Raw genomic sequence first — 26,099 nt, forward strand, 5'->3', positions numbered from 1 at the left:
AAAGACGTTTCCAAAGCATGACTCCTTTAAAGGATTTCACCCGGCCGAACAGCCGAGCGGGTAACGAGCGCCTTGACGCACGCCACCCACCGCCATCAATCGGCCATGGCCCCGGTTTCCGCCGCGAACACCAGGTTCCGCTGTTCTTCCGGCGCATGGGTGGCGCTGCGTCCGACCATCGAGATGGCGAGACCGGCAATCGCGCCCGGTACTGCGAAGGCAAGGAAATTGAACTGGAAGCCAAGGTCGGCGTTGAGCATGAAACCGCCGAGCATCGGACCGCAGATCGCGCCGAGACGACCGACCCCGGAGGCCCAGCCGATCCCGGTGGAACGGATGGCCAGCGGGTAGTACTGGGCGACATAGGCATAGAGCAGTATCTGCGCACCGATCGTGCAGGCGCCGGCAGCGGCGATGAAGAGGTAGAGCAGCGCCTGGTTTTCCTTCGGCAGGAAGCCGAGGGAGCCGATCGACACAGCCGCGATGACGAACATGATGGTCAGCACGCGACGCAGGTGGAAACGGTCGGCCAGCCAGCCGCCGCCGACGGCGCCGAAGATGGCCCCGAGATTCAGCACGAGCAGGAAGGCCAGGCTGTTCTTCAGGTCGTAGCCAGCCTTGACCATCAGCTTGGGCAGCCAGGAACCGAGCGCATAGACCATCAGCAGGCAGCCGAAGAAGGCGACCCAGAAACTCAGGGAGCTGAGCAGGCGGTTGCTGCGGAACAGCTCGACCAGCGCCACGCCCTTGCCCTTGCCGGTCGGGTAGTGGAGGTTGTGGCCGGCCCGGTATTTATAGGACGGCTGAACACGCTCGAGTAGGCGGCCGGCATCGGCGTCGCGCTGGCCCTGGATCATGAAGCCGACCGCTTCCGGCAGGAATTTCAGCAGGATGGGCAGCAACAGCAGGGGAATGCCGGCGACGAAGAAGACCGACTGCCAGCCGAAGTTCGGCATCAGGTACATGCCGAGAAAAGCCGAGGTCATGCCGCCCACCGAGTAGCCGCTGAACATGACGGCAACCATGGTGCTGCGGATCTTCCTCGGCATGTACTCGGTCATCAGGGCGACGACGTTCGGCATCACGCCGCCGATGCCAAGACCGGCGAGGAAGCGGCAGATACCGAATTCGGTCGGCGTCGTGGCGAAACCGTTGACGAAGGTCATGCCACTGAATATGGTCACGGTGATCGCGATCACCTTCTTGCGCCCGATCTTGTCAGACAGCGGGCCGAAGATCAGGGCGCCGAACATCATGCCGAACAGCGCATAGCTGCCCAGCGCACCGGCCTGGATCGGGGTCAACGCCCATTGCTCCATCAGCTGCGGCAGCACGACGCCGTAGATCACCAGGTCGTAGCCGTCGAAAATGATGACGAGTGCACACCAGAAGAGCACGGTGAAGTGAAATTTGTTGAATTTGGCCTCGTCGATGATCTGGTGCACATCGACCTTGTTGGCCAGGGCGTTATTGTCCATTTGTCTCTTCCTCCATTGGGTTTGCTTTATTGACTGCTGTGGGTGGCGCACTGCCCCTGCCCGGGCGCAGTGCGTTGATCTGTCCTAGCGCCCGAGATCCTTGGCGCTCTTGCCGGCGATGCCCCAGTGGGCCTTCGGAATCTCGGTGATGATCACGCGCACGCTGTCGACCGGCGCGCCGACCGCCTCGACCAGCGCCGCCGTGACCTTCTCGATCACGGCCCGCTTCTGGTCCTCGCTACGGCCTTCCATGATTTGAATCTGGGCGAAAGGCATGCTCGGCTCCTCAGACGAAACGGGTGCTGACCGTACCCAGGGACTGGATGCGCAGCGTGATGTGGTCGCCCGGATTGACCGCAATGGCCTCGGTGACGCCGCCGGAGAGAATCATCGTGCCGGCCGGGATTTCCTCGCCGCGGGCGCCGAGGTGATTGGCCAGGGCGGCGATCGCGGCCGCCGGGTGGCCGAGCACGGCGGCACCGGCACCGATGGCGACCGGCTCGCCGTTCTTTTCCATGACCACGCCCAGGGTGCGCAGGTCGAGGCCGGCCACCGGGGTCGCCTGGCCACCGAGCACGAAGCGGGTCGACGAGCAGTTGTCGGCGATGACACTCTTCAGGTCGAACTTGAAGTCCTTATAGCGGGAATCGATGATCTCGATGCCGGGCATCACGAAGTCGGTGGCGGCCAACACGGCGCCGATATGGCAACCCGGGCCCTTCAATGCCTTTTTGGTGACGAAGACGATTTCCGGCTCGACCTTGGGATGGATCAATTCGCCGTGCTTGATCTCGCCGCCGTCGGCGACGCTGAAATAGTCGACCAGCCAGCCGAAGACCGGCGTGCTGACGCCCATCTGCTTCATCTTGCCGTGCGAGGTCAGGCCGGCCTTGAGGCCGACCACCTTGTTGCCGCGCGCCAGCTTGCGGCGCAGGATCTCGGCCTGGATGGCGTAGGCATCGTCCCAATCCATGTCGGGATGGGCTTCAGTGATCTTGATGACTTCATGGCGCTGCAACTCGGCGCTTTCGAGGTGCTCGGCGAGTCCGGCGATGGTCTGTTGATTGAGGTTCATGCTGGGTATCCTTGTTCTGGAATCGGGTTAAACGAAGCGGACGGAACAGCCGCCGATGCCGCCGATGGTCATGCGCAGGTTGTCGCCCTTGACCACCGGGACCATGGCGCCCATGGCGCCGGAAAGCACGATGTCGCCGGCCTTGAGCGCGATGCCCAGCTTGCCCAGCGTGTTGGCCAGCCAGACCATGGCATTGACCGGATGGGCCATGGTCGCGGCGCCGGCGCCGGTGACGACGATCTCGCCGTTCTTCTCGAGGACCATGCCGCACAGCGCGAGGTCGAGGTCGGCGACATCCACCAGCTGGTCGCCGAGGACGAAGACGCCGCAGGAGGCGTTATCGGAAACGGTGTCCTGGATCTTGATCTTCCAGTCCTGGATGCGGGAATCGACGATCTCAAAGCAGGCCATGACGCCTTCGGTCGCGGCCAGCACGTCCGCGGCGGTGACGCCCGGGCCCTGCAGGTCCTTCTTGAGCAGGAAGGCGATCTCGCCCTCGGCCTTGGGCTGGATCAGCCCGGCCATCTCGATCGACTCGCCCTCGTTGTAGACCATGCCGTCGGTCAGGTAGCCGAAGTCCGGCTGATGCACGCCGAGCATATTCATGACCGCCTTGCTGGTGACGCCGATCTTCTTGCCGATGATGCGTTCGCCCTTCTCCAGGCGACGGGCGATCATCCGCTGCTGCACGTGGTAGGCGTCCTCGATGGTCATCCCGGGATGCGTCGCGGTCAGCGGCGCGATCGGCTGGCGGGCGACGAGCGCCTCGTACAGCGCGTCGCCCAGTTGTTCGATGGTTTTCTGTTCCATTCTGTTGTCCTGTCTTGTCGTGGTTGGCTTGCGCGGAGGCAGGCCGGGCCTGCCTCCGCCGTCGCTTAGAGCTTGATGCAGACGTTCTTCAGCTCGGTATAGAACTCGAGCGAATGGACGCCGCCCTCGCGGCCGATGCCGGATTGCTTGGCGCCGCCGAACGGGGTCCGCAAGTCGCGCAGGAACCAGCTGTTGACCCAGGCGATGCCCACTTCCATCTGCTGCGCCATGCGGTGGGCGCGCGAGATGTCCTTGGTCCAGATCGCGGTCGCCAGGCCGTAGATGTTGTCGTTGGCCTTCTCGAGCACTTCTTCCTCGGTGTCGAAGGGGGCGATATGGCAGCACGGGCCGAAAATCTCTTCCTTGATGACCCGGGCGGTTTCCGGCAGGCCGGTCCAGATGGTCGGTTGCACCCAGCAGCCGTCCTGCAGTTCGGCCGGCATGACCGGCACCCCGCCGCCGGTGACGATGGTCGCGCCTTCATCCTTGGCGATCGCGAAGTAGGACAGCACCTTGTTCTGGTGTTCCTTGCTGATCAGCGGCCCCATGCCGGTTTCCGGATCGTCCGGCACGCCGATCTTCAGCTTCTCGGCGCCGGCCTTCATGGCGGCGACGAACTTCTCGAACAGCGGGCGCTCGACATAGACGCGCTCGGTGCCGAGACAGACCTGGCCGCAGTTGGCGAAGGCCGAACGCAGCGTGCCTTCGATCGCGGCGTCGAAATCGCAGTCGGCGAAGACGATGGCGGCGTTCTTGCCGCCCATTTCCAGCGACACCGGACGCGAGCCGATGGCGGCCGCCTTGTTGATGATCTCGCCGGTCCGGGTCTCGCCGGTGAAGGTGATGGCGTTGACCTTCGGGTGCGTCGTCAGGAACTCGCCGGCCGAGTTCGGCCCGAAGCCATGGACGACGTTATAGACGCCCTTGGGAATGCCGACCTTGTTCATCACCTCGCCAAGCAGCGCGGCGGTGCGCGGCGTTTCCTCGGACGGCTTGACGACCACGGTATTGCCGCAGGCCAGGGCCGGGCCGACTTTCCAGGTCATCAGCAGCAGCGGCAGGTTCCACGGGCAGATGACGCCGATGACGCCGACCGGGCTGCGGTAGCCGTAGTTGATGCAGGACTTGCCGTCCGGCGTCGCCATTTCGAAGAACTCGCTCGGCACGTTCTTGACCATGTCGGCGAAGACCTTGAAATTGGCCGCGCCGCGCGGGATGTCGATGTGCGATGCGAGGCTTTTCGGCTTGCCGGTATCGGCACATTCGGCTTCGAGGAATTCGTCGAAGCGGCTGTTGATTTCGGCAACCAGCGCTTCCAGCAACTCGACGCGCCTGGCCAGCGGCATCTTGCCCCAGGGCCCTTTCAGCGCTGCCTGGGCGGCGGCAACGGCGGCGTCCACCTCGCGCTTGCCGGCCTCGGCCACCTGGCCGATGACGGCATTGGAAATCGGCGTCCGGTTCTCGAACCACTTGTCGGTGGATACGAACTCGCCGTTGATGAAATTGAGAATTTTGTCTGCAACCATGATCTGTCCTTTAAATGCTGTTTCCTGCTACTTGTTGATGCCGATGGCGACCAGTCCGGCCAGCGCACATTCCTCGTCCTGCTCCTCGGAGGCGCCGGACACCCCGATGCCGCCGACCCACTCCGCTTCGCCGTCGAGGCGGATGGGCAGGCCACCGCCGAAGACGATCAGCCGGGGCTGCGCCGAGAAACCCAGCTTCATGCCCTCGTCGGCACCGACGATCGACATCCAGTCCTTGGTCCGGAAGCCGAAGCTGGCTGCCGTGTAGGCCTTGTCGATGGCGATCTCGATCGAATGGACAAAGGCGCCCGGCATGCGCAGGAAAGCCATCAGGTTGCCGCTGCGGTCGGCGACGGCGACGTTGATCTTCCAGCCGTGCCTTTCGGCATAGCGCACCGCGGCGTGGACGGCGACGGCGGCAGCCTCGGCGCTGACGCCCGGGTTGGTGATGGCGACTTGCATCAGGTCACGACGCTCAGGAAGCGCTCGTTGAGCACGCGATCGTGATAGAAGATGCCGGCGCCGACTTCCTCGAAGGACCAGGTCTTGACCGGGTAGTCCGGGTAGGTCTCGTAGCCCTGGGCAAAGGTCTCGAAACGATTGCCCGACGGGTCGAAGGCATAGATGGTCTGGCCGCGGGTAATGCCGTGGCGGGTCGGTCCGATGTCGATCGAGACGCGATTCATCGACATCAGGTCGGCGGCGCGCAGCACCTTCTCCCAGCTCGGCAGCAGGAAGGAGATGTGATGCAGCTTGTTCGGCTCCGGGTGGCGGACGAAAGCCAGGTCGTGCGCCTTGTGGCCGCAGGAAATGAAAATCGCCAGCAAGGACTTGCCATCCTCGAGCATCACGCGCTCGACCAGATAGAAGCCGAGCACTTCGGTAAACAGTTTGAGGTTGCCGTCGATGTCCGGTCCGTACAGCAGGGCATGGTCGAAGCGCGTCGGCGCAATGCCGTGCTCGGATTCCGGGGTCCAGGGGTCCGGATTCAGGTCATCTTGTGAATTGCCGACGCAGGTCTTTTCGGCGTAGAGCTCCATGACATGGCCGGTCGGGATCACGAAGCGGACGCGCTCGCCGGTTTCCAGCAAGTCGCCGGCCGCGATGCGCTCGGTCTTGACGCCGTAGTCCTGCAGATCAGCTTCCAGCTTGTCCAGGGTGGCCGTGTCGCGCACCTTGAAACCCATGAAATCCATGCCGGCCGATTCGGCCTGGCGCAGGATCACGCTGTTGTGATCGTGCTCGTCCCAGGCCTTGAAATAGACGCGGCCGGTCGAGTCGCGCCCGGTTTCGACCAGGCCCAGCACGTTCTTGTAAAAATTGACGCTCTCGTCGAGATCGAGCACACGAACCTGCACGTGTCCCGGACGCATTACACCTGTTGTTGCCATTGTTTGCTCCTCATTTAGTTATTGGGTTCAAAACCTGGCCCGGGGGCCGTTTGCTGCGACGCCGCTGACGGGCGTTCCTTCATTCATAACTCGTTAAATATAACGATATTTTTATTGATTATCGATGTCAACATATTTTCTCGATATTTTTAAAAATTAAATATTTTCTGCAGCATGGGCGGCGGACGGCGCACAAAGCTTCTTTTTCATGCAGCCGATGACACTCAGGCGAATATCGCTGAGCGGCCGGACCCGGCAGGCGAGGACGACGCCACTGGCCTCCTCGTCCGGCGTGACGTGTTCGCGGCTCATCACCCGCTTCTGGTAGTCACCCTGCCCGATCCGGACCTTGCAGACACCGCAGCCGCCGCATCGACAACCGACCGGAATGCCCCGCTTGCCGAGACGCTCCATGCCGTTGAGCAGGCTTTCATCGGCGGAGCACCGGTAAACCTCGCCGGTCTCCTCGATCGTGACTTCAAACACGGCCATCGCCCTGCCCCATCCCTCAGGCGACCAGCTTGCCCGGCTGCTGGCCGATAAACGCCCGGCGACGCTCCGCCTGCAGCGCACCTGCGGCAACGATGCTCTTCTCCTTGACATGGCCGTAGCCCCGGATCTCGTCGGGCACGCTGGCCAGGACCACCGCAGCGGCATGGTTGTCGGACGTCAGGCGACCGAGGATGTCATCGAGCAAGGCGATGTAGTCGGCGATCAACTGGCGCTCCAGGCGACGTTCGCCGGTCTTGCCGAAGACATCCAGCGCCCCGCCGCGCAAGCCCTTGAAACCGGCCAGGTGCTTGAAGGCCTTGAACATCCAGCCGCCGTACTGTTTTTTCTGCAGTTCGCCGGTGGCCGGATCGGCCTTGGCCAGAAGCGGCGGCGCCAGGTTGTACTTGACGCTGTAGCCCTGCGGGAACTGCGCATCGAGTTCGGCCAGGAAGGCCGGATCGGTATGCAGGCGGGCGACCTCGTACTCGTCCTTGTAGGCCATCAGTTTGTAGAGATAGCGCGCCGCGGCTTCGGCCAGCTTGCTTTCCGGCGTGACGCGCTGCTCGGCGGTCAGGACGCGCCTGACCACTTGGGCGTAACGCCGGGCATAGGCTTCGTCCTGGAAGGCGATCAACTCGGGAACACGAATCTCGACCAGACGTCGCACCTCGCCCTGGGCGCCGATGGCATCGACGATGGCCTGGGCCACGGCCGACAGCTTCGGCGCGGCATGCAGCTTGATCACGGAACTGCCGGTCCTGGCTTTGGCGATCTCGGCCTCGACGAAGGCGCGGTCAACCACGACCATGCGCCCCCAGCGGAAGGCAGCCAGGCTCATGTCGACGGCGACACCAGAGTTACGGATGGCCTCTTCGATCGATTCGGCCTTGAGCGGAATGGTGCCGGCCTGGAAGGCGACACCGACCATGAAGTTATTGGTCGCCATGGCATCGCCGAACAGGCCTTCGGCCATCGCCTGGCCGTCGAGGAAGACGTTGTCGGGCTTGCGGGTGACGCGGTCGATGCCGGCGGTCAGGCCGCTGGTCGCCGGGAAGAGGACCTGGCGGTTGGAAACCATCTGGCCGGTCGGCGTCTGGGTGGTGGAGACCACCGCGATGGTGCGTTCCTTGCCGCACTTGTCGAGGTTCTTGGGGTCGGTGGCGTTGAGGATGTCGAAACCGAGGTAAAGGTCGGCACGGCCATCGGAGATCTTGTTCGAGCCCTTGAACGGCGCACGGGTGAACTTGATGTCGGAGATCACCGCCCCGCCCTTCTGCGCCAGCCCGGTCTGGTCGAGACCGATGACATGCTTGCCTTCGAGGCGGGCGGCATTGGCCAGGGTGGCGACGACGGTTACCGAACCGGTGCCGCCGATGCCCATGACGTGGATGCCGAAGCCGAAGCTGTCGTCCACTTTGTTGACCGGGGGCGGCAGTTCGCGCTCGAGGGCCGGGATACGCCCCTTCTTTTTCTTGCCGTCGCCGGCCGGGGCCGGGTTCGGGGTTATGGTCAGGAAGGACGGGCAGAAGCCCTTGACGCAACTGAAGTCCTTATTGCACGAGGACTGGTGGATGCGTGTCTTGCGGCCGAATTCGGTCTGTACCGGCTCGACGCTCATGCAGTTCGACTTCTCGCCGCAATCGCCGCAGCCTTCGCAGACGCGCTCGTTGATGACGGTGACTTCGACCGGTTCCTCGGCCTTGCCCCGGCTACGGGCGCGGCGCAGTTCGGCGGCGCATTCCTGGTCGTGCAGCAGCACGGTGGTGCCCGGCGTCGCCGCCAGGACTTTCTGCGCTTCGTCGAGGCGGTCGCGGTGCCAGGCCTCGGTACCGCCCGGCAGGCTGACGCCGGCGAACTTCTCAGGCTCGTCGGTGGTGACGATGACCTTCTTGACCCCGTTGGCGAGCAGGTCGTTGATCATGTTGACCACCGGCACTTCGCCCTGGATGGCCTGGCCGCCGGTCATCGAGGTGTGGGCGTTGCGCAGCAGCTTGAAGGTGATATTGACGCCGGTCGAGGCGGCGTAGCGGATGGCCAAGCTGCCCGAGTGGGCGTAGGTGCCGTCACCCATGTTCTGGAAGATGTGCTTGGCTTCGGTGAACGGCGCCATGCCGATCCACTGCGTGCCTTCGGCGCCCATGTGGGTGCCCATGACGACGTTGCGGCCCATCCACATCGCCATCGTGTGGCAACCGATGCCGGCCGAAACGATGCTGCCTTCCGGGGCCACGGTGGAACTGTTGTGCGGGCAGCCGGAGCAATACCAGGCGGTGCGCACGGCGGTCGGCAGCTTGTTGCGGGAATGCACTTCGTCGAGGCGCTTGAGCCAGTTCTCGGCCGACTCGATGCGCGTCTTGCGGGACAGTCGCTTGACCAGCGCACGGACAATGACGTCCGATTCGAACTCGCCGTAGTGCGGCAGCAGCTCCTGCTCTTCCTCGTCGAACTTGCCGACGATGCGCGGCGCGTTGGCCTGTCCGTAGAGCACCTCCTTGGCGAACATCTCGAGGAAGGGACGCTTTTCCTCGATGACGAAAATTTCCTCCAGGCCCTGCGCGAATTCGCGGACGATGGTCGGCTCCATCGGGAAGAGCATGCCCATCTTCAGGATGCGGATGCCGTAGTGGCGCAGCGCCGCCTCGTCGAGGCCCATTTCCAGGAAGGCCTGGTTGAGGTCGTTGTAGGTCTTGCCGGCGGTGATGATGCCGAGCCAGGCATTGGGATTGCGGAAGACAACGTTGTTGAGGTTGTTGGCCCGGGCATAGCGCTTGGCGACTTCGAGGCGGCGGGTGTAGAGCGACTGCTCCATTTCCAGCGCCTCGGCGCGGACGTTCATGCCGAGGTTCATGTTGGGCGTGAATTTCTTGCCGTCGAACATCAGGTCCGGCTCGACGAAGTTCAGCCGCTCCGGCGAGATGTTGGCGCTGCCGGTGCCGTCGGCGACGTTGGTGACGATCTTCATGCCGACCCAGAGGCCGGCGAGGCGCGACATCTGGTAGCCGTGCAGGCCAAGGTCGATGATTTCCTGGACATTGCCAGGGTAGAGCGAGGGCATGCCGAGGTGGAAAAGCATGGGCTCGGATTGCGAGCATAGGGAAGAACTCTTGCAACTCGGGTCGTCGCCAGCAATGGCCAGGACGCCGCCGTTCTTGCCGATACCGGTGTAGTTGGCATGCTTCAGGGCATCGCCGGAACGGTCCACGCCCGGCGCCTTGCCGTACCACATGCCGGTAACGCCATCGAACTTCTGCTGGCCGACTGTGTGCAGCATCTGCGTGCCCCACACCGCGGTGGCGGCGAGGTCCTCGTTGATGCCGTCGACGAAGTTGATGTTGTTTTCGAGCAGCAGCTTCTGCTGCTTGATCAGCGCGTTGTCGAGCATGCCAAGCGGCGAGCCGCGATAGCCCGAGACGAACATGCCGGTCTTCAGGCCGCGCCGGGAGTCAGTACGCACCTGGTCGAGGCTCAAGCGGACCAGGGCATCGATGCCGCCGAGGTGAATGTCGCCTTCTTGCTGGGTGAAAACGTTGGCGACGTTTTTCCTGATTGATGATTGATTTTCGGCAGCCATGGCCACTCGTCTCCGTTGGGTTGTTGTCTTGGTTTCCGGCGCCGGGTTGCGGCAGGCGGAAACGATCTGGAGCGTAGATTAGGGGCTGACAAGCAACGGCAATATCCAGTTTCTGCAGGACTTTTATCCGTTTCATGCAATCGATTCACGAATGCAGAAACTGGATATCGATGCTGCAGAAACTGGATATTTCGCAGGCATCAACCTCCCTACCATGGAGTCTCCGAGCAAATAACATTGGAGACTTCCGCAATGATCACCAACGAGTATCTGGACACCCTGATCCAGAAGGACAAGGAAAAAGGCCTGTTTCGCTGCAAGCGCGAAATGTTCACCAGCGATGAGCTGTTTGAACTGGAAATGAAGCACATCTTCGAAGGCAACTGGATTTACCTGGCGCATGAAAGCCAGGTCGGCAAGGTCAATGACTACTACACGACCAAGATCGGTCGCCAGCCGATCTTCATTACCCGCAACAAGGACAACCAGCTCAACGCCTTCATCAATGCCTGCGCCCACCGCGGCGCCACGCTGGCCCGCTTCAAGCACGGCAACAAGGCGACCTACACCTGCCCGTTCCACGGCTGGACTTTCAACAACTCCGGCAAGCTCCTGAAGATCAAGGATCCGGAAGCCACCGGCTACCCGGACAGCTTCAACTGCGACGGTTCGCACGATCTCAAGAAGATCGCCCGCTTCGCTTCCTACAAGGGCTTCCTGTTCGGCAGCCTGAATAAGGACGTGCAATCGCTGGAAGACTTTCTCGGCGAATCGACGAAGATCATCGACATGATCGTCGACCAGTCGCCGGATGGCCTGGAAGTGCTGCGCGGCTCGTCGACCTACGTCTTTGAAGGCAACTGGAAGCTGCAGGCCGAGAACGGCGCCGACGGCTACCACGTCACCGCCACCCACTGGAACTACGCCGCGACCCAGGCCCAGCGCAAGGATCGCGATGCCAGCGGCGACAACATCAAGGCGATGAGCGCCGGCGGCTGGGCCAAGAAAGGCGGCGGTTCCTACTCGTTCGAGAACGGCCACCTGTTGTTGTGGACGCGCTGGGACAACCCGGAAGATCGTCCGCTGATGGAACAGCGCGACCGCCTGGTCGATGAGTTCGGCGAAGCCAAGACCGACTGGATGATCAATAACTCGCGCAATCTCTGCCTCTACCCGAACGTCTATCTGATGGACCAGTTCAGTTCGCAGATCCGCGTCATCCGTCCACTCTCGGCGAACCGCACCGAAGTGACCATCTACTGCATCGCCCCCAAGGGCGAGTCGCCGGAAGCCCGCGCCCACCGCCTGCGCCAGTACGAGGACTTCTTCAACGCCTCCGGCATGGCCACCCCGGACGACCTGGAAGAGTTCCGTGCCTGTCAGGAAGGCTTCAACGCCGGCTACTTCGAATGGAACGACATGTCGCGCGGCGCCGAGCACTGGGTCGAAGGCCCGGACGCGGAAGCCGACAAGATCGGCCTGAAGCCGATCCTTTCCGGCATCAAGACCGAAGACGAAGGCCTCTACGTCGCCCAGCACAGCTACTGGCTGGAAGAGATGCGCAAGGCCCTGGCCGCCGAACAAGCAAAAGCATAAAAGGAGACAACAGCATGAGCATTTCTTACGAAAACCTTTGCGCCTTCCTCTACCGCGAAGCCCGTTACCTCGACGACCGCGACTGGGACAGCTGGCTGGCGCTGTATGACGAAAAAGCCGTCTTCTGGATGCCGGCCTGGGACGACGACGGAGAACTAACCGACGATCCGCAGAGCCAGGTCTCGCTGATCTACTACGCCCGCCGCGCCGGCCTCGAGGACCGCGTCTTCCGCATCCGCACCGAGCGCTCCAGCGCGACGATCCCGGATACCCGGACCTCGCACAACCTGAGCAACATCGAGGTGCTCGAACAGGCCGATGGCATCGTCAAGCTGCGCTTCAACTGGCACACGATGAGCATTCGCTACAACCACACCGACCACTTCTGCGGCACCAGCTTCTACACCCTGGACGTGACCGGCGCCAGCCCGATCATCAAGGACAAGAAGGTCGTCCTGAAGACCGACTACATCCGCCACGTCATCGACGTTTACCACGTTTAACAAGAGGACTGGGCGCCCCGGTCCGTAGCGGGCAAACCCGACGACCGGTGCGGTTCCACTCAGAACCGACACCGGCGTTTGCCCGCGCAGCCCGTTCGCCGCCATTGCCCCCACGGAGACAACCATGACTTACCAGATCGCTCTCAATTTTGAAGACGGGGTCACCCGCTTCATCGACTGCAAGCCGACCGAAACGGTCGCCGATGCGGCCTATCGTCAAAAGATCAACGTTCCCATCGACTGTCGCGACGGCGCCTGCGGTGCCTGCAAATGCTCCTGCGAATCGGGCAGCTTCCGGCTCGGCGACTATATCGAGGACGCCCTCAGCCAGGCCGAAGCCGACGCCGGTCAGGTTCTGACCTGCCAGATGTACCCGCAGAGCGACTGCGTCGTGCGCGTTCCCGCCTCATCCGAGGTCTGCAAGACCAAACAGGCCAGCTTCGAGGCGACGATCGGCGATGTCCGCCAACTGTCGGACAGCACCCTCAGCCTGACCCTGGCCGGCGAAGCGCTGAACAAGCTCGCCTTCCTGCCCGGCCAGTATGCCAACCTCAATGTGCCGGGCACCAGCCAGCACCGCGCCTACTCCTTCAGTTCGATGCCGAAGGACGGCGCCGTTTCCTTCCTGATCCGCAACGTGCCGGGCGGCCTGATGAGCGGCTTCCTGCGCGAGCAGGCCAAGCCCGGCGCGACGCTGAGCCTGGCCGGCCCGCTCGGCAGCTTCTATCTGCGCGAAATCGCCCGTCCGGTCCTGATGCTGGCCGGCGGCACCGGCCTCGCCCCCTTCCTGGCCATGCTCGACCGGATCGTCGCCGCCGGCGGTAGCGCCCATCCGATCCATCTGATCTACGGCGTCAACAGCGATGCCGACTTGGTCGAGGTCGACAAGCTCGAAGCCTTCGCCGCTGCCTTGCCGAATTTCAGTTTCGCCCTGGTCGTGGTCAGCCCGGATAGCCAGCAGCCGCGCCGGGGGTATGTCACCCAGCACCTGGAGCCGGCCCAGTTGAACGACGGCGATGTGGACATCTACCTCTGCGGTCCGCCGCCGATGGTCGAGGCCGTCGCCCAGAACCTGCGGGAGCGCGCCATCCAGCCGGCCAGCTTCCATTATGAAAAATTTGCCGCCAGCGCCTGAGGCGCCGACTTACCAAGGAGCAAACATGCAGAATCGTTTCAAGAACAAGGTCGCCGTGATCACCGGCGCCGCCCAGGGCATCGGCAAGCGGGTCGCCGAGCGCATGGCCGACGAAGAGGGCCTGCTGGTCCTGGTCGACCGCGCCGAGATCGTGCACGACGTTGCCCGGGAATTGAAGGGCAAGGCCGAGGTCATCAGCCTGACTGCCGATCTGGAGAAGTTTTCGGAATGCCAGCGCGTCATGGAGGCGGCGATGGCCCACTTCGGCCGCATCGACATCCTGGTCAACAATGTCGGCGGCACGATCTGGACCAAGCCCTACGAGCACTATGCCGAGAATGAAATCGAGGCTGAAGTCCGTCGCTCGCTCTTCCCGACTCTGTGGTGCTGCCGCGCCGCCCTGCCCTACATGCAGGAGCAGGGCAAGGGGTCGATCGTCAACGTTTCCTCGATCGCCACCCGCGGCGTCAACCGCGTGCCTTACGGCGCTGCCAAAGGCGGGGTCAATGCCTTGACCGCCTGCTTGGCCTTTGAAAACGGCGAACGCGGAATTCGCGTCAATGCCACGGCGCCCGGCGCCACCGAGGCTCCGCCCCGCATCATTCCGCGCAATACCGCCGAACAGAGTGAACAGGAGAAGGGCTGGTACAAGCAGATCTACACCCAGTCGCTCGACAGCAGCGTGATGAAGCGCTATGGCACGCTGGACGAACAGGCCGATCCCATCCTCTTCCTGGCCTCCGACGAATCCTCCTATATCACCGGTTCGATCCTGCCGGTCGGCGGAGGCGATTTGGGCTGAACCGACGCCGGAAAAGTCCAGCCCGCGTCAGCGGGAATCAGACGCCGTAACGCGGAAACGCGCTGCGGCGTTTTTTATTGATATTCCGGTATGGACAATGCCTTCCTCTTTCCGTAAAATCGAGATTCTGGAATATATCGACGATTGGCCAATAGAAGCCGTACGCGATGCTCCGGAAGGCAGGCCCCCAAGACTCTATCGGAGGAGATTCCATGAGTGACCGTTCGCAGAGAAGCAGCAAGCCATTTGTTTTCTTGATGAAGGATTGATCATGTCCTTCCAGTTTCTGAATCAGCAAAGCAACGTCTTTTCGGGCGTCAGCCCGTTCGAGGTTTCGGACTTTGTGAACCGGCATGTCGGCTCCCACGGACTGAGCCTTGCCAAGCGTTGCAACACCAGCGCCTCGCTGAATCATCGCAAGGCCGGCAGCCTCGATCTCTGCCGGCTGAGCTATGGCGCGCAGGCCCGGATCGTCTCCGAAGGATTGCCCGACATCTATCACGTGCAGTTCATCCTGCGTGGCCACTGTCGCTACGACATGCACCGCGACTCGGTCAGCCTGTCGGCCGGCCATGTTCTGCTGATCAATCCCGACGAGCCGGTTGACCTGACCTATTCCGAAGACTGCGAGAAATTCATCGTCAAGGTCCCCTCGACCCTGTTCAACGACGCCTGTATCGAGCATCGTTGGTTCAAGCCGAAGGAGTGCGTGAAGTTCAATCAGGTTCCGTACAAGTTCGACGAAATCGCCAGCCTGCTGCACCTGCTCAACCTGCTTTGCGAAGAAGCCGAATCCGGCATGGCCACGCCGCAGATGCTGCAGCACTATAATCGCGTCGTCGCCAGCAAGCTGATCACCCTGCTCAAGCACAACGTCACGCTCGAAACCCCTTCGCTGCAGTCGGTATCGTTCGAGCGTCTGGTCCAGTACGTCGAGGACAACATCAAGCGCGACATCACGGCCGAGGAACTGGCCCAGTATTCGCACCTCAGCCTGCGCTCGTTGTACCTGCTCTTCGAGAAGAACGCCAAGACGACCCCCAAGAACTTCATCCGCCAGAAAAAACTCGAGCAGGTTTATGCAACGCTGACCGACCCGAGCAGCCGGATGGCCAACGTCACGGCCGTCGCGCTGGAATACGGATTTAGCCACCTTGGCCGGTTCTCCGAGTTCTACAAGGCGACTTTCGGCATGCTGCCCTCGGAATCCCTGAAGGAAAGACAGTTCAGCGCCTGACCATCCCTGCCTGCCGTGCAACTTGAAGTAAGCGAATCCGAACGCGTCGTCGCGACGGGCTTGCGGCGACGGCTCACACGCTAATCCAACTCATCATGCTGACAAAAGACTGGTCCGTTTCTGCGGTTACAGCGGGATTTCTCGCCGTCCTGATTTCCTATTCCGGCCCCCTGATCATTTTTTACCAGGCGGCGCAGGTCGCCAACGTCCCCACCGAGATGGTCGCTTCCTGGGTATGGGGAATCTCGATCGGCGCCGCGGTATCGGGCATTTTTCTCAGCTGGCTGCTGAAAGCGCCGATCGTCACCGCGTGGTCAGCCCCCGGCACCGCGCTGCTGGTCACCCTGTTCCCTGCCATCACCCTCGGCGAAGCGGTCGGCGCCTATCTGATCGCGGCCATGATCATCCTGGCCATTGCCCTGTCCGGCTATTTCGACAAGCTGATGCGCCACATCCCGCGCGGCATCGCCTACGGCATGATGGCCGGCATTCTGTTTCCCTTCGGGCCAGCGCCTTCAAATCGGCCGGGAGCATGCCTGTGCTGACCTTCGGCATGATTGCCGCCTACGTGCTGCTCAAGCGAATCTATCCCCGTTATTTTCTCGTCCTCGTCCTGCTGGTCGGCATCGCACTGGCCAGTTTCGCGGGCGATGCCGATTTGAGCAGCGTCGAAATCAGCCTGACTAAACCGCTGTTCACCACCCCCGAATGGTCCCTGTCCACCACCCTGAGCCTGGCAATTCCGCTCGTCCTGGTCAGCATGACCGGCCAGTTCCTGCCCGGCATGGCAATCCTGCATGGCGCCGGATACAAGATCCCGGCCCGCCCCATCATCGCCATGACCAGCCTGGCCTCGCTCGTCGTGGCTTTCTTTGGCGGCATCACCATCGTCATCGCGGCGATCACAGCCGCCCTGTGCACCGGCAAGGAGGCCCATGAAAATCCGGACCGCCGCTACATAGCAGGGATCGCCAACGGTGTTTTCTACTTGATCGGCGGCTGCTTCGCCGGAACCATCGTTTTGCTATTCACCGCCCTGCCCCCGGCCTTCGTCGCGGTCCTCGCTGGCCTGGCGCTGATTGGCGCGATCATGGCCAACCTGATGGGCGCAATCAACGAAGCGGATCACCGCGAAGCGTCGGTGATTACCTTTCTTGCCACGGCATCCGGCATGACCTTTCTCGGCCTCGGCTCGGCGTTCTGGGGGGTAGTCATCGGCCTTGCGGCCTACCTGATACTGCACAAGGTGGGAAATGCCGGAAGCGGGGCGGCAAAGCCGCTCAAAGCCTGAGGCCTGAGGCCTGAACAAAAACCGCAGGCCAGCTCCCGCGGGCCCCCATGACCAAAAAAACAAAAAACCCGCAGAGTCAGAAGCCATGCGGGTTTTCAATTGTTTTGGTGCGAGCGGAGGGTTTCGAACCCCCGACCCCCGCCGTGTGAAGGCGATGCTCTACCCCTGAGCTACGCTCGCGTTTTCAAGGACTTACGGAAAGCTTCCGCAACCTCATGAGGTAATGTTAGCGGTGCCTGTCGGATTCAAGACACCCTCAACAAATGAGCTAATCGCCCACCAGAGAGGCGCGCATTTAACCATATGTGGGACAGCGGGTCAATCCGGGCTCGGCTAGAATAGCGGACTTTGTTTTCGTCTGGATTCCGTACCCAATGAAGCCCGTCCGCACCCGTTTCGCCCCCAGCCCCACCGGTTACCTGCATATCGGCGGCGCCCGTACCGCCCTCTTCTCCTGGGCTTTCGCCCGCCGCCATGGCGGCACCTTCATTCTGCGCATTGAGGACACCGATGTCGCGCGCTCCACCCCGGAGGCCGTGCAGGCGATCATCGACGGCATGAACTGGCTGGGCCTGGAGCACGACGAAGGCCCGTTCTACCAGATGCAGCGCATGGAGCGCTACAAGGAGGTCATCCAGCAGATGCTGGCCAGCGGCCATGCCTACCAGTGCTATACGACGCGCGAAGAGCTCGACGCGCTGCGTGCCGAACAGGAAGCAAAAAAGGAAAAGCCGCGCTACGACGGACGCTGGCGTCCGGAAGCCGGCAAGGCTCTGCCGACGCCGCCGGCCGACGTGCCGCCGGTTATCCGCTTCAAAAATCCGCAAGGCGGCGTCGTCGCCTGGGACGACCAGGTGAAGGGCCGCATCGAATTTGCCAACATCGAACTCGACGACCTGATCATCGCCCGCGCCGACGGTACGCCGACCTACAACTTCTGCGTCTGCGTCGACGACTGGGACATGGGCATTACCCACGTCATCCGCGGCGACGACCACGTCAACAACACGCCGCGCCAGATCAACATCCTCAAGGCACTCGGCGCCGACATTCCGACCTACGCCCACCTCTCGATGATCCTCGGTGATGACGGCGCCAAGCTCTCGAAGCGCCACGGGGCCGTTTCGGTGATGCAGTACGACGAAGACGGTTTCCTGACCGAAGCGGTCATCAACTACCTGGCGCGCCTTGGCTGGTCGCACGGCGACGACGAAGTGTTCTCGCGCCAGCAGTTCGTCGAATGGTTCGACCTCGACCATATCACCGCCTCGGCCGCCCAGTTCAACACCGAAAAACTGCTATGGCTGAACCAGCATTACATGAAACAGTTGCCGCCGGCCCAGCTGGCTACCAAGGTCAAGGCCCGCCTCGCGGCACGTGGCATCGATACCGATGGCGGCGCTGATCTCGAAAAGGCGGTCACGCTTTATGTCGAGCGCTGCAACACCTTGAACGTGCTGGCTGACGCCGTCGAGGTCTTCTACGCCCACGTCTCGCCCAATCCGGAGCTGCTCGCCCAGCACCTCGCCGACGAAGCCCGCCCGGCGCTGGCCGATTTCGCAGCTGGCATCGCCACCGTCGCCTGGGAAGCACCGGCGATCAATGCGCTGATCAAGGAAACGGTCACCAAGCACGGCCTGAAAATGCCCAAGCTGGCGATGCCGCTGCGCGTCATTCTGACCGGTCAGGCACAGACACCGTCGGTCGATGCGGTCATCGCACTGATCGGCCGTGACAAGGTCATCGCCGCGCTGGGACAAAATATCTAAAAAACGGAGAAGGCCTATTTACAAGGACCCGCGAGGTCCCTATAATGCGGCCTTCTTTCGCGGCGGGGGTATAGCTCAGCTGGGAGAGCGCTTGCATGGCATGCAAGAGGTCCGCGGTTCGATCCCGCGTACCTCCACCAAAGTGCGAAAGAAGATAGTCCGGGTCCCCATCGTCTAGAGGCCTAGGACACCGCCCTTTCACGGCGGTAACCGGGGTTCGAATCCCCGTGGGGACGCCAAGGTTTTGGCAGTAAAGTTGTAAAACTGGAGTGGTAGTTCAGTTGGTTAGAATACCGGCCTGTCACGCCGGGGTCGCGGGTTCGAGTCCCGTCCACTCCGCCAATTATTTGAAAACCGGATGAATCCGGTTTTTTTATGCAGGTAGCGAACCTTGGTTCGCAATCTGGGTCGCAAGACCGAAGCAGGTTCGGCTATCTCTTCAATGGGGGTATAGCTCAGCTGGGAGAGCGCTTGCATGGCATGCAAGAGGTCCGCGGTTCGATCCCGCGTACCTCCACCAGATACCGAACCGGCAGCAACGGCAAGTTCCAGGTCCCCATCGTCTAGAGGCCTAGGACACCGCCCTTTCACGGCGGTAACCGGGGTTCGAATCCCCGTGGGGACGCCAAGATTTTGGCAGTAAAGCTGTAAAACTGGAGTGGTAGTTCAGTTGGTTAGAATACCGGCCTGTCACGCCGGGGGTCGCGGGTTCGAGTCCCGTCCACTCCGCCAACAATTCAAAAAACGGGCCTTCGCGGCCCGTTTTTGCTTTTCGCCTCCGCTCCAGCGATCCAGCACTTCCAACCACAGCCCCGCCCTCTCGAGAGTGGGAATGTTCGCGCCATCTTTTAGCAGGAAGACCTCGCCACACGACCGGCGCCAAGCCCCAGCACAGCCGGGAATGGCCCTGTTCCCGCGCCTCTCGCCCACGCTGCCCGGCGAGCCAAAAAACCAAGATTCGGCATTCGGCATGACTTCTGCTTTAAACAGAAATTGCCCATTAGTGGAGGGAATTCGTGAAAAAAAACAACGCCTGGTTCCCACTCTTCATGCTCCTTGGCACCATGGGGGCACAAGCGCAATCGTCCACCGATCCCGAGCAGAAGCAAAGACTGGTCGAGCAGAAACTGAAGCTGGTCGAGATGCTGGTCAATTCGCCGGCGGCGCAGGCCACCTCGGTCGGTCGCGAAGCCGAGACCCCTGCCCTCTTCGAACGCAGCCGCGGCTTGATCAAGCAGGCCCGCGAAGCGATCAGCGGGCAACGCTTCGATGAGGCGGCCCAGGTCCTCGATGAAGCCTTGCGCAACGTCTCGAAAGCCAACCATCGCATTGCTGGCGAGGCCGGCCTTGCCGAAAGCGTGCAGAAGAAGCAGTTTCAGGACTTCAGCGAGCAAATTGCCAGTTACCAGCTCTCCCTTCAGGACATGGGCAAGGACCCACGAACGGGAGAATCGGCAAGGAAGGTTCTAGCGCGCATCAATGCCCTGAGCAACGAGGGTCAGCAACTGTCGAAGGCTGGACGACTCGGTGACGCCAACAAGAAAATGGCCGAGGCCTACAAGATCGCCGTCGAGGAAATTTCGCGGCTTCGTGCCGGTCAGGAAGTCGTCATGTCGCTCAAGTTCGACTCGCCGCTCGAAGAGTTTGTCTACGAGCAGAAACGCTATCAGTCCAACGAGATCCTGGTCGGCATGATGATCAGCGAGGGCGAGCCGCCGGCGAAACACGCAAACTAGTGGATAGTTTTCTGAACAACGCCGCCAACCTCAAGGAGGATGCCGGCCGACTATCAAATCACAACGACTACAAGGGAGCCGTCACCATGATGGAAAAGGCCAATGCTCAGTTGAACCGTGCACTACAAACCATGGGCGTTCCCGTTTTCTAGGAGAGCAGATGTTTATCAAGTACCTGCCTTATGCTGCTCTCGGCCTGCTTCTGAGTTTCCACAGTCATGCCGCGGACTCGAACGCCGTCAATATTGCCGGGCAGCAACGTATGCTGAGCCAGCGCATTGTCAAATCCTATTGCCAGATCGGCCTCAACATCCTTCCCGAGGTATCGCGAAAGCAACTTGAGCAATCGATCGAAACCTTCGACAAGAACCTGTTGAAACTGACACCGGTAGCAAGCAGCCCACGCGCCAAGGCCAGTCTCGACAGCCTGCACTCGGCCTGGGAGCCGCTGCGCCGGAACGCTCGTGGCGAGGTCAAGGCCAGCGTGGCCGAAACGCTGGACCGCCAGGCAGAAGCAGTCCTCCAGGCCGCGGAACAATTGACTTCCGAGTTGCAGGACCAATCAAGTCCGCCGATCGGTCGCTGGGTCAATACCGCCGGGCGGCAGCGGATGCTGTCGCAGCGCTTGACCAAGGCCTACATGCTGCGCCAATGGGGAGTTGATTCGGCCGAAAAACGTCAGGAAATCGAATCAGCCGTCCATGAATTTTCCAGCGCCCTGACCAGCATGCAGCAACGCCCGGAAAATTCGCCCACCATCCGCGCCCAGCTCAGCGAACTGGGCATTCAGTGGGAATGGCTGCGTACCGCACTGGCCAGCGAGGGGGCCAGCAATTACCGGCTGATTGTCGCCGAAAGCAGCGATGTGGTTCTGGAGTTGGCGGACCGGGTCACTGCCCAGTTTGCGCTGGAAAAATAGGCGCCACCAAAGAACGACGACTGCAAGGCAGCCCGGGCTGCCCTGCAATCGCATAGCCTTTTAGTTGGCAGGCCTCAAATGGGCCACACCGCCAAAGCTGCCCACCCACAAATCGCCCTTGGCGTTGCTGCCCATGGCGAAGACATTGTTGGCAAACAGGCCTTCGGTGGTCGTCAAGGCCTTGGCAAACTTGTTGCCTTCCTGAAGATAGGTCAGGCCGTTGTTGGTACCAATCCATAGCCGGCCCTTATCGTCCTGGTGCAGCATGAAGACATGGTTGCCGGGCAAGCCGTCCGTGGTGGTGTAATTCACCCATTTCTTGCCATCGAAACGGGAAAGACCGCCACCCCAGGTGCCGGCCCAAATGCCACCCTGTTTGTCGACCTCGAGCGAAACGACGTAGTTCGGGTTGTATGCGACATCGACTCCCTGCAAACCCATTTCCTGCTTTTGCTTGGCGTGATGCGAAGACTGCTTGCCCGGGTCGTTCTTGAAGGCGATAGCATCCTTGACCTTCTCGTAAGGCGCTCCCAGACCCCGGGCATGGTTCCAGTTTTCCCATTTGTTGTTGGCGAAGCGGGCCATGCCGCCTTCGGTGGCCAGCCAGATGTCGCCGTTCTTGCCCTCGGCCAGACCATAGATCCAGTCGTTGGGAACGCCGCCCTTGGTATTTTCGACGGTGTACAGATCCCATTTGCTGCGGTCATCGAGATTGCCGCCGCGAACGCGGTTAACACCGGACCAGGTGGCGATCCAGATGTCGCCATTGCTGGCCGTTACCACGTCATAGACAAACGCATCGCCCAAGCCCTCGGGGATGTTGTAGGTCTTCCACTTGCCGGCCTTCTCGTCGACCAATAGCGACAGTCCACCACCGTAGGTGCCGACGGCGATCTTGCCCTTGACCCGCCCGACGAAGAACATCCCGTTCGAGAGCAGGCCGTTGCGGGCATCGAACAGCTTGAAACTGTCATCCTTGGTGTCGTAGCGGACGACTCCGCCCGAGGTCCCGACCCAGACCACCGTACCATCGAGATAGATCGACTTGACGTTCTTGTTGCCGACCCGGAAATGGGTAAATTTGGCTGCCGGATCGACCGTAACCTTGCCTTCGCGCTCCTGTGGCGGGATCGGCGGGTGCGGCGTACCGGACGGGATCGCCGGATGCACCGGCACCGCCTGGGCGAGCAGCACCGGGGCCGCGGTTTCGGCCCAGACACCCGCCGACTGACCAGCGACGGCAAACCCGGAAAGCACGATCGCGGCGATTCTTGAATATTTGAAGAGCATGACTGAGTGAGCCTTTCTGCTGGACATATCGTTACTGCGGCGCAATGCGAACCACGCCACGCTTGGTACCCGCCCAGATATCGCCATCCGGCGTCACGGCCAGTGCATAGACATGGGTATCGAACAAGCCTTCGGGCTTGCCCAGGTTTTTCCAGGTTTTCCCGTCATAGCGCGAAACGCCCTTGTCGGTCCCGAACCAGAAAACGCCCTTTTCATCCTGAATAATCGAGTAAACGATATTTCCGGCCAAGCCATCTAGCGTCGTGTAATTGAACCAGCGCTTGCCATCGAAGCGGGAAACGCCGCCCCCCCAGGTTCCCGCCCAGATCATGCCGTCGGGTGCGGCGTGAATGGAAAAGACATAGTTAGGGTTGTACGAGGGTCGTCCCGCGACCTGGGTCGTCAAGTCGTGACGGGAACGCGTTCCCAGCCCCGTATTGGCGCTCGCCTCGAGATTGGCGACGTTTTCGCCGCCCAGTCCATCCTTGTGGGTCCAGGATTTCCAGCGCTTGCCGTCATACATCGAAACGCCACCTTCGGTACCGAACCAGACCTTGCCGTCCTTATCCATCGACAGGCCATAGACCCACTCGTTGATCAGTTCCTTCACATAGGTCTTGAACTTGCCGGTCTTGACGTTGAAATGATTGACCCCGGCCCAGGTCCCGATCCAGAGATTTCCATCCTTGTCGTTCTGGAAGGAATAGATCCAGTAGTCGGCCAGACCGTGCATCGGGAAATAAGTCTTCCATTTGCCATCCTTGTAGCGCGACGCGCCACCGGCATTGGTACCGAACCACTTGTAGCCCTCGCTGTCGATGCCGATGGCAAAAACATACTCGTTGGCCAGACCCTGCTGCCGGGTAAAGGTGTTGACCGGCTTGGACGTTTTCAGATCGATTTCCAGGGCGCCGACCGAGGTCCCGACCCACAGTGAACCGGCAGCCTTGTCGACCTTCAGGGCACGAACATAGACGTTGTCACCGACTTCAAACGAATCGATCACCCGCGTGCCGGTCTTGTCCGCCGCGGATGCCCCCCCTCCCACACCACAGAGGCTGATGGCAAGACAACAAATCAAGTGCTTCAATTTCATCTTAGAGTTCTCACATAGGCCAATACATCAAGAATTTGGGCGTCCTGAAGAACACCGAAGAATGGGGGCATGGCTTTCTTGCCGGTTCTGACGGACTGCATCAGGACCATGTCGGGCTGATCGAGGCGCTCGCCCATTCTAAACTTGGGTGCCTCGGGCATCACCCCCTCGCCGCGCGGGCCATGACAAGCGGCACAGTGCATGTTGTACAACTGCTGACCCCGGGCCACATTGGCAGCCTGTGCCACGCCGGACAACAGGGCGGATTGGCCGATCAGCAAGACAAGAATCCAGTTTTTCATGTTCAACTCTCCCTATTCCGCGACCTGTGACACCCGTCGCGGTTTCTTTTTCGCCTTGACCGGAGCAACGTTACGGATCTTGTTCGCCTGCGCCTGATATTGCTCGACCAAGGCGCGATCGGGGGTCACCCGGAGGAAGTTGCCGGCACCATAGGCCACGATCAGCGCATCGATCGCCGGCAGGTAATCGTTTTCGGCAGCCAGTTTTACCCAGCGCAGGGCCACCGGCTCGGCACGTTCGGCCTCGGTCAAACCCAGTTCGCCTTTCAGGTAAGCCTGCGCCATCACGCTGATCGCCTGCTTGTGACCGAGTTCAGCGGCTTTCAGGATCCAGCTCCGGCCCTCGATCAAATCCTTTTTCTTGAGGCCCTCGCCCGAGGCTGTCATCGCACCAAGGCCAAACATGCCGTCCGGATCGCCTTGTTCCGCCGCCTTGCGATAGAGCGCCACCGCGTCCTCATCAAACTCCGAGCGATCGAGAATCTGGGCCAGCAGTACCTGAGCCTTGGCATGCCCGGCATTGGCAGCCGACCGCAGCGGCGTCATGGCACCGACAATGTCATTTTCCTGAAAGCTCTTGAAACCCGCCGCGTAGTCTTCATCCGGCCCGGCCAGCACGAGTGCCGAAGCCATGAGCAGTCCGGCGAAGCTTGCGGCGCGATGCCACACAGTTTGCTGCAACAAGATAGATTCACCCATCGATACGCCCCGCTGCGAGCGATTCCATTTCCTCCAGCTTGCGATAAAGGCTGGAGAGCCCGATATCCAGTTTCTGCGCAGCCAGACGTCGGTCGCCGCCGGCGTCGCGCAGGGCACGGGAAATAATGTCGGCCTCGACACGACGCATCTGTTCGCGCAAGCCTCCATCAAAAGCAATATCCACGCCACATTTTTCCCGTATTGGTGCAGCCCGGGCGATGTCCGGCGGCAGGTCGGCTAGCGTGATACGGTCGCCATCGGCCAGGATATTCGCCCGGTTGATGACGTTTTCCAGTTCGCGGACATTGCCCGGCCAGGGGAACTCGACCAGAATTTCTTCGGCAATCGGATCCAGCTCCAGGGCCTTCTTGCCCAAGCCCCCAGCCAGATTCTGCAGGACAAAATGAATGAAGCGCCCGATATCCTCGCGCCGCTCGCGCAGCGGTGGAATATGGATCTGGAACATCGACAGGCGGAAATAAAGATCCTCGCGGAAGCGCCCATCCTTGACCATTTCCGACAGGTTGCGATTGGTCGCCGCAATGATCCGCGTATCCACGCGGCGAACGTTGTCGCCACCGAGCGGGCGCACTTCCTTGTCCTCGATGACGTGCAGCAGCTTGGTCTGCATGTGGAGCGGCAGTTCACCGATCTCGTCGAGAAACAGCGTGCCGCGGTCGGCCTGGGTAAATAACCCCTTGCGCGCACGATCCGCCCCGGTAAACGCCCCTTGGAATGACCGAAAAATTCGCTCTCCAGCAAGTTCTCGGGAATCGCTCCGCAGTTCACCGGAATAAACGGAAATTCGCTGCGCGGGCTCATTTCGTGGATGTTGCGGGCCGTGACCCCTTTGCCGGTACCGCTCTCGCCTGTGATCAGAACGGTACTGTCGGTCACCGCGACCTTGGAAACCAGGCGCTCCATATCGATCATCGAACGCGAGCCGAAATGAAAGACGCCGCGCTCAGGTGACACCATCTGGCGCAGTGCCTGGTTCTCGGCCTTGAGGCCCCGCATCGAGGCGATCTGCTCGAGTCGATGCAACAACTCCTCGGTACGGATCGGCTTGACCATGTAATCCGTAGCCCCCGCTCGCAACGCCTCGACCGCCGTTTCCATCGAGGCAAAAGCCGTCACCATGACGAACTGGGTATCGATCCCCGCCCCGCGGAAACTGCGCACCAGTTCGACGCCGTTGCCGTCGGGCATCATGATGTCGCACAAGGCGACATCGACATCACCGCGCACCAACTTCGACGAGGCCTCCTTCACACACTCGGCGGTATCGACCGAGTGCCCGGCCTTGCTAATGGCAGACGCCAGAATCTGGCGGATGGCCGCTTCATCGTCAATTACCAATACATGCATCGCTTCAGCCTTT

23 protein-coding genes, 7 tRNA genes and 2 pseudogenes are annotated in these 26,099 nt (G+C 61.4%); 16 read left to right on the forward strand and 16 right to left on the reverse strand.

What is annotated here, in order from left to right:
- Positions 1–95 precede the first annotated feature (95 nt).
- From NQE15_RS18370 to NQE15_RS18410, 9 genes are all read right to left on the reverse strand, one after another.
- The gene (locus NQE15_RS18370) at positions 96–1,478 is read right to left on the reverse strand and encodes an MFS transporter (protein WP_265943458.1); all 1,383 of its coding nucleotides are present in this window, start codon (positions 1,476–1,478) and stop codon (positions 96–98) included.
- Positions 1,479–1,562: 84 nt separating this feature from the next.
- Positions 1,563–1,754 (reverse strand): 4-oxalocrotonate tautomerase, encoded by a 192-nt coding sequence (locus NQE15_RS18375; RefSeq protein WP_265943460.1) that lies wholly within the window; start codon positions 1,752–1,754, stop codon positions 1,563–1,565.
- A gap of 10 nt (positions 1,755–1,764) precedes the next feature.
- Positions 1,765–2,553, reverse strand: a complete 789-nt coding sequence (gene dmpH / locus NQE15_RS18380; RefSeq protein ID WP_265943462.1) for a 2-oxo-3-hexenedioate decarboxylase — start codon at positions 2,551–2,553, stop codon at positions 1,765–1,767.
- Between the two features lie 27 nt (positions 2,554–2,580).
- Complete coding sequence (dmpE, locus tag NQE15_RS18385; RefSeq protein WP_265943464.1) at positions 2,581–3,363, reverse strand: 2-oxopent-4-enoate hydratase; 783 nt, start codon at positions 3,361–3,363, stop codon at positions 2,581–2,583.
- 65 nt (positions 3,364–3,428) lie between these two features.
- Entirely contained in the window at positions 3,429–4,889 is a 1,461-nt protein-coding gene (locus tag NQE15_RS18390; protein ID WP_265943466.1) for a 2-hydroxymuconic semialdehyde dehydrogenase, read from the reverse strand.
- Between the two features lie 27 nt (positions 4,890–4,916).
- Positions 4,917–5,351, reverse strand: a complete 435-nt coding sequence (locus NQE15_RS18395; protein WP_265943468.1) for a GlcG/HbpS family heme-binding protein — start codon at positions 5,349–5,351, stop codon at positions 4,917–4,919.
- A complete protein-coding gene (locus tag NQE15_RS18400) occupies positions 5,351–6,280 on the reverse strand; it encodes a catechol 2,3-dioxygenase (protein ID WP_265943470.1) in 930 nt (309 codons plus the stop codon). Before NQE15_RS18400 ends, NQE15_RS18395 begins: the two co-directional genes overlap by 1 nt.
- 156 nt (positions 6,281–6,436) lie before the next feature.
- Positions 6,437–6,772, reverse strand: a complete 336-nt coding sequence (locus NQE15_RS18405; RefSeq protein WP_265943472.1) for a 2Fe-2S iron-sulfur cluster binding domain-containing protein — start codon at positions 6,770–6,772, stop codon at positions 6,437–6,439.
- 16 nt (positions 6,773–6,788) lie between these two features.
- The gene (locus tag NQE15_RS18410; protein WP_265943474.1) at positions 6,789–10,343 is read right to left on the reverse strand and encodes an indolepyruvate ferredoxin oxidoreductase family protein; all 3,555 of its coding nucleotides are present in this window, start codon (positions 10,341–10,343) and stop codon (positions 6,789–6,791) included.
- 252 nt (positions 10,344–10,595) lie between these two features.
- On the opposite strand from NQE15_RS18410, the gene benA reads away from it, so the two are divergent.
- The 6 genes and pseudogenes from benA (at position 10,596) to NQE15_RS18440 (ending at position 16,907) form a co-directional block, all read left to right on the forward strand.
- The gene (gene benA, locus NQE15_RS18415; RefSeq protein WP_265943476.1) at positions 10,596–11,939 is read left to right on the forward strand and encodes a benzoate 1,2-dioxygenase large subunit; all 1,344 of its coding nucleotides are present in this window, start codon (positions 10,596–10,598) and stop codon (positions 11,937–11,939) included.
- Positions 11,940–11,953: 14 nt separating this feature from the next.
- Positions 11,954–12,442 (forward strand): benzoate 1,2-dioxygenase small subunit, encoded by a 489-nt coding sequence (benB, locus tag NQE15_RS18420; protein WP_265943479.1) that lies wholly within the window; start codon positions 11,954–11,956, stop codon positions 12,440–12,442.
- 124 nt (positions 12,443–12,566) lie between these two features.
- The gene (gene benC, locus NQE15_RS18425; RefSeq protein ID WP_265943480.1) at positions 12,567–13,577 is read left to right on the forward strand and encodes a benzoate 1,2-dioxygenase electron transfer component BenC; all 1,011 of its coding nucleotides are present in this window, start codon (positions 12,567–12,569) and stop codon (positions 13,575–13,577) included.
- Between the two features lie 25 nt (positions 13,578–13,602).
- Positions 13,603–14,379 carry a 1,6-dihydroxycyclohexa-2,4-diene-1-carboxylate dehydrogenase gene (locus NQE15_RS18430; RefSeq protein ID WP_265943482.1) on the forward strand — a complete coding sequence of 259 codons (777 nt, stop codon included), beginning with the start codon at positions 13,603–13,605 and terminating at the stop codon, positions 14,377–14,379.
- Between the two features lie 271 nt (positions 14,380–14,650).
- Positions 14,651–15,616, forward strand: coding sequence for an AraC family transcriptional regulator (locus tag NQE15_RS18435; protein ID WP_265943485.1), 966 nt, complete (start codon positions 14,651–14,653; stop codon positions 15,614–15,616).
- Between the two features lie 95 nt (positions 15,617–15,711).
- Positions 15,712–16,907: pseudogene (locus NQE15_RS18440) on the forward strand (benzoate/H(+) symporter BenE family transporter).
- Between the two features lie 105 nt (positions 16,908–17,012).
- On the opposite strand, the gene NQE15_RS18445 reads toward NQE15_RS18440, so the two are convergent.
- Positions 17,013–17,087 (reverse strand) — tRNA-Val (locus NQE15_RS18445).
- 194 nt (positions 17,088–17,281) lie between these two features.
- Here NQE15_RS18445 and gltX point away from each other — a divergent pair.
- The 10 genes from gltX to NQE15_RS18495 all read left to right on the forward strand — a co-directional run bounded on the left by gltX (position 17,282) and on the right by NQE15_RS18495 (position 21,331).
- Positions 17,282–18,676 (forward strand): glutamate--tRNA ligase, encoded by a 1,395-nt coding sequence (gltX, locus tag NQE15_RS18450; protein WP_265943487.1) that lies wholly within the window; start codon positions 17,282–17,284, stop codon positions 18,674–18,676.
- A gap of 64 nt (positions 18,677–18,740) precedes the next feature.
- Positions 18,741–18,816, forward strand: a tRNA-Ala gene (locus tag NQE15_RS18455).
- A 23-nt stretch (positions 18,817–18,839) separates the two neighbouring features.
- Positions 18,840–18,915, forward strand: a tRNA-Glu gene (locus NQE15_RS18460).
- A gap of 27 nt (positions 18,916–18,942) precedes the next feature.
- Positions 18,943–19,018 (forward strand) — tRNA-Asp (locus NQE15_RS18465).
- 102 nt (positions 19,019–19,120) lie between these two features.
- Positions 19,121–19,196, forward strand: a tRNA-Ala gene (locus NQE15_RS18470).
- Positions 19,197–19,228: 32 nt separating this feature from the next.
- Positions 19,229–19,304 (forward strand) — tRNA-Glu (locus NQE15_RS18475).
- 27 nt (positions 19,305–19,331) lie between these two features.
- Positions 19,332–19,408, forward strand: a tRNA-Asp gene (locus tag NQE15_RS18480).
- A gap of 284 nt (positions 19,409–19,692) precedes the next feature.
- Entirely contained in the window at positions 19,693–20,412 is a 720-nt protein-coding gene (locus NQE15_RS18485) for a hypothetical protein (protein ID WP_265943489.1), read from the forward strand.
- Complete coding sequence (locus tag NQE15_RS18490) at positions 20,412–20,564, forward strand: hypothetical protein (protein WP_265943491.1); 153 nt, start codon at positions 20,412–20,414, stop codon at positions 20,562–20,564. The genes NQE15_RS18485 and NQE15_RS18490 overlap by 1 nt, the downstream gene beginning before the upstream one ends.
- 8 nt (positions 20,565–20,572) lie before the next feature.
- The gene (locus NQE15_RS18495; protein ID WP_265943493.1) at positions 20,573–21,331 is read left to right on the forward strand and encodes a type IV pili methyl-accepting chemotaxis transducer N-terminal domain-containing protein; all 759 of its coding nucleotides are present in this window, start codon (positions 20,573–20,575) and stop codon (positions 21,329–21,331) included.
- Between the two features lie 60 nt (positions 21,332–21,391).
- On the opposite strand, the gene NQE15_RS18500 is transcribed toward NQE15_RS18495, so the two are convergent.
- The 6 genes and pseudogenes from NQE15_RS18500 to NQE15_RS24105 all read right to left on the reverse strand — a co-directional run.
- Positions 21,392–22,621 (reverse strand): ligand-binding sensor domain-containing protein, encoded by a 1,230-nt coding sequence (locus tag NQE15_RS18500; RefSeq protein ID WP_265943495.1) that lies wholly within the window; start codon positions 22,619–22,621, stop codon positions 21,392–21,394.
- Positions 22,622–22,652: 31 nt separating this feature from the next.
- Entirely contained in the window at positions 22,653–23,717 is a 1,065-nt protein-coding gene (locus NQE15_RS18505; protein WP_265943496.1) for a ligand-binding sensor domain-containing protein, read from the reverse strand.
- The gene (locus NQE15_RS18510; protein ID WP_265943498.1) at positions 23,714–24,019 is read right to left on the reverse strand and encodes a c-type cytochrome; all 306 of its coding nucleotides are present in this window, start codon (positions 24,017–24,019) and stop codon (positions 23,714–23,716) included. Before NQE15_RS18510 ends, NQE15_RS18505 begins: the two co-directional genes overlap by 4 nt.
- A 12-nt stretch (positions 24,020–24,031) precedes the next feature.
- Positions 24,032–24,718 carry a tetratricopeptide repeat protein gene (locus tag NQE15_RS23925; protein ID WP_323054997.1) on the reverse strand — a complete coding sequence of 229 codons (687 nt, stop codon included), beginning with the start codon at positions 24,716–24,718 and terminating at the stop codon, positions 24,032–24,034.
- Entirely contained in the window at positions 24,711–24,866 is a 156-nt protein-coding gene (locus NQE15_RS24100; protein WP_416336549.1) for a helix-turn-helix domain-containing protein, read from the reverse strand. Before NQE15_RS24100 ends, NQE15_RS23925 begins: the two co-directional genes overlap by 8 nt.
- A gap of 92 nt (positions 24,867–24,958) precedes the next feature.
- Positions 24,959–26,086: pseudogene (locus tag NQE15_RS24105) on the reverse strand (sigma-54-dependent transcriptional regulator); the annotation flags it as partial.
- Positions 26,087–26,099: the final 13 nt, after the last annotated feature.

The sequence above is a fragment of the Dechloromonas sp. A34 genome, from assembly GCF_026261605.1.
Classification (GTDB): Bacteria; Pseudomonadota; Gammaproteobacteria; order Burkholderiales; family Rhodocyclaceae; genus Azonexus.

Excerpts from the sequence above, each read along its gene's own strand:
- NQE15_RS18370 (WP_265943458.1), bottom strand. The coding sequence starts at position 1,478 with ATGGACAATAACGCCCTGGCCAACAAGGTCGATGTGCACCAGATCATC.
- NQE15_RS18375 (WP_265943460.1), bottom strand. The coding sequence starts at position 1,754 with ATGCCTTTCGCCCAGATTCAAATCATGGAAGGCCGTAGCGAGGACCAG.
- dmpH (WP_265943462.1), bottom strand. The coding sequence starts at position 2,553 with ATGAACCTCAATCAACAGACCATCGCCGGACTCGCCGAGCACCTCGAA.
- dmpE (WP_265943464.1), bottom strand. The coding sequence starts at position 3,363 with ATGGAACAGAAAACCATCGAACAACTGGGCGACGCGCTGTACGAGGCG.
- NQE15_RS18390 (WP_265943466.1), bottom strand. The coding sequence starts at position 4,889 with ATGGTTGCAGACAAAATTCTCAATTTCATCAACGGCGAGTTCGTATCC.
- NQE15_RS18395 (WP_265943468.1), bottom strand. The coding sequence starts at position 5,351 with ATGCAAGTCGCCATCACCAACCCGGGCGTCAGCGCCGAGGCTGCCGCC.
- NQE15_RS18400 (WP_265943470.1), bottom strand. The coding sequence starts at position 6,280 with ATGGCAACAACAGGTGTAATGCGTCCGGGACACGTGCAGGTTCGTGTG.
- NQE15_RS18405 (WP_265943472.1), bottom strand. The coding sequence starts at position 6,772 with ATGGCCGTGTTTGAAGTCACGATCGAGGAGACCGGCGAGGTTTACCGG.
- NQE15_RS18410 (WP_265943474.1), bottom strand. The coding sequence starts at position 10,343 with ATGGCTGCCGAAAATCAATCATCAATCAGGAAAAACGTCGCCAACGTT.
- benA (WP_265943476.1), top strand. The coding sequence starts at position 10,596 with ATGATCACCAACGAGTATCTGGACACCCTGATCCAGAAGGACAAGGAA.
- benB (WP_265943479.1), top strand. The coding sequence starts at position 11,954 with ATGAGCATTTCTTACGAAAACCTTTGCGCCTTCCTCTACCGCGAAGCC.
- benC (WP_265943480.1), top strand. The coding sequence starts at position 12,567 with ATGACTTACCAGATCGCTCTCAATTTTGAAGACGGGGTCACCCGCTTC.
- NQE15_RS18430 (WP_265943482.1), top strand. The coding sequence starts at position 13,603 with ATGCAGAATCGTTTCAAGAACAAGGTCGCCGTGATCACCGGCGCCGCC.
- NQE15_RS18435 (WP_265943485.1), top strand. The coding sequence starts at position 14,651 with ATGTCCTTCCAGTTTCTGAATCAGCAAAGCAACGTCTTTTCGGGCGTC.
- gltX (WP_265943487.1), top strand. The coding sequence starts at position 17,282 with ATGAAGCCCGTCCGCACCCGTTTCGCCCCCAGCCCCACCGGTTACCTG.
- NQE15_RS18495 (WP_265943493.1), top strand. The coding sequence starts at position 20,573 with ATGTTTATCAAGTACCTGCCTTATGCTGCTCTCGGCCTGCTTCTGAGT.
- NQE15_RS18500 (WP_265943495.1), bottom strand. The coding sequence starts at position 22,621 with ATGCTCTTCAAATATTCAAGAATCGCCGCGATCGTGCTTTCCGGGTTT.
- NQE15_RS18505 (WP_265943496.1), bottom strand. The coding sequence starts at position 23,717 with ATGAAATTGAAGCACTTGATTTGTTGTCTTGCCATCAGCCTCTGTGGT.
- NQE15_RS18510 (WP_265943498.1), bottom strand. The coding sequence starts at position 24,019 with ATGAAAAACTGGATTCTTGTCTTGCTGATCGGCCAATCCGCCCTGTTG.
- NQE15_RS23925 (WP_323054997.1), bottom strand. The coding sequence starts at position 24,718 with ATGGGTGAATCTATCTTGTTGCAGCAAACTGTGTGGCATCGCGCCGCA.
- NQE15_RS24100 (WP_416336549.1), bottom strand. The coding sequence starts at position 24,866 with ATGCGTCGTGTCGAGGCCGACATTATTTCCCGTGCCCTGCGCGACGCC.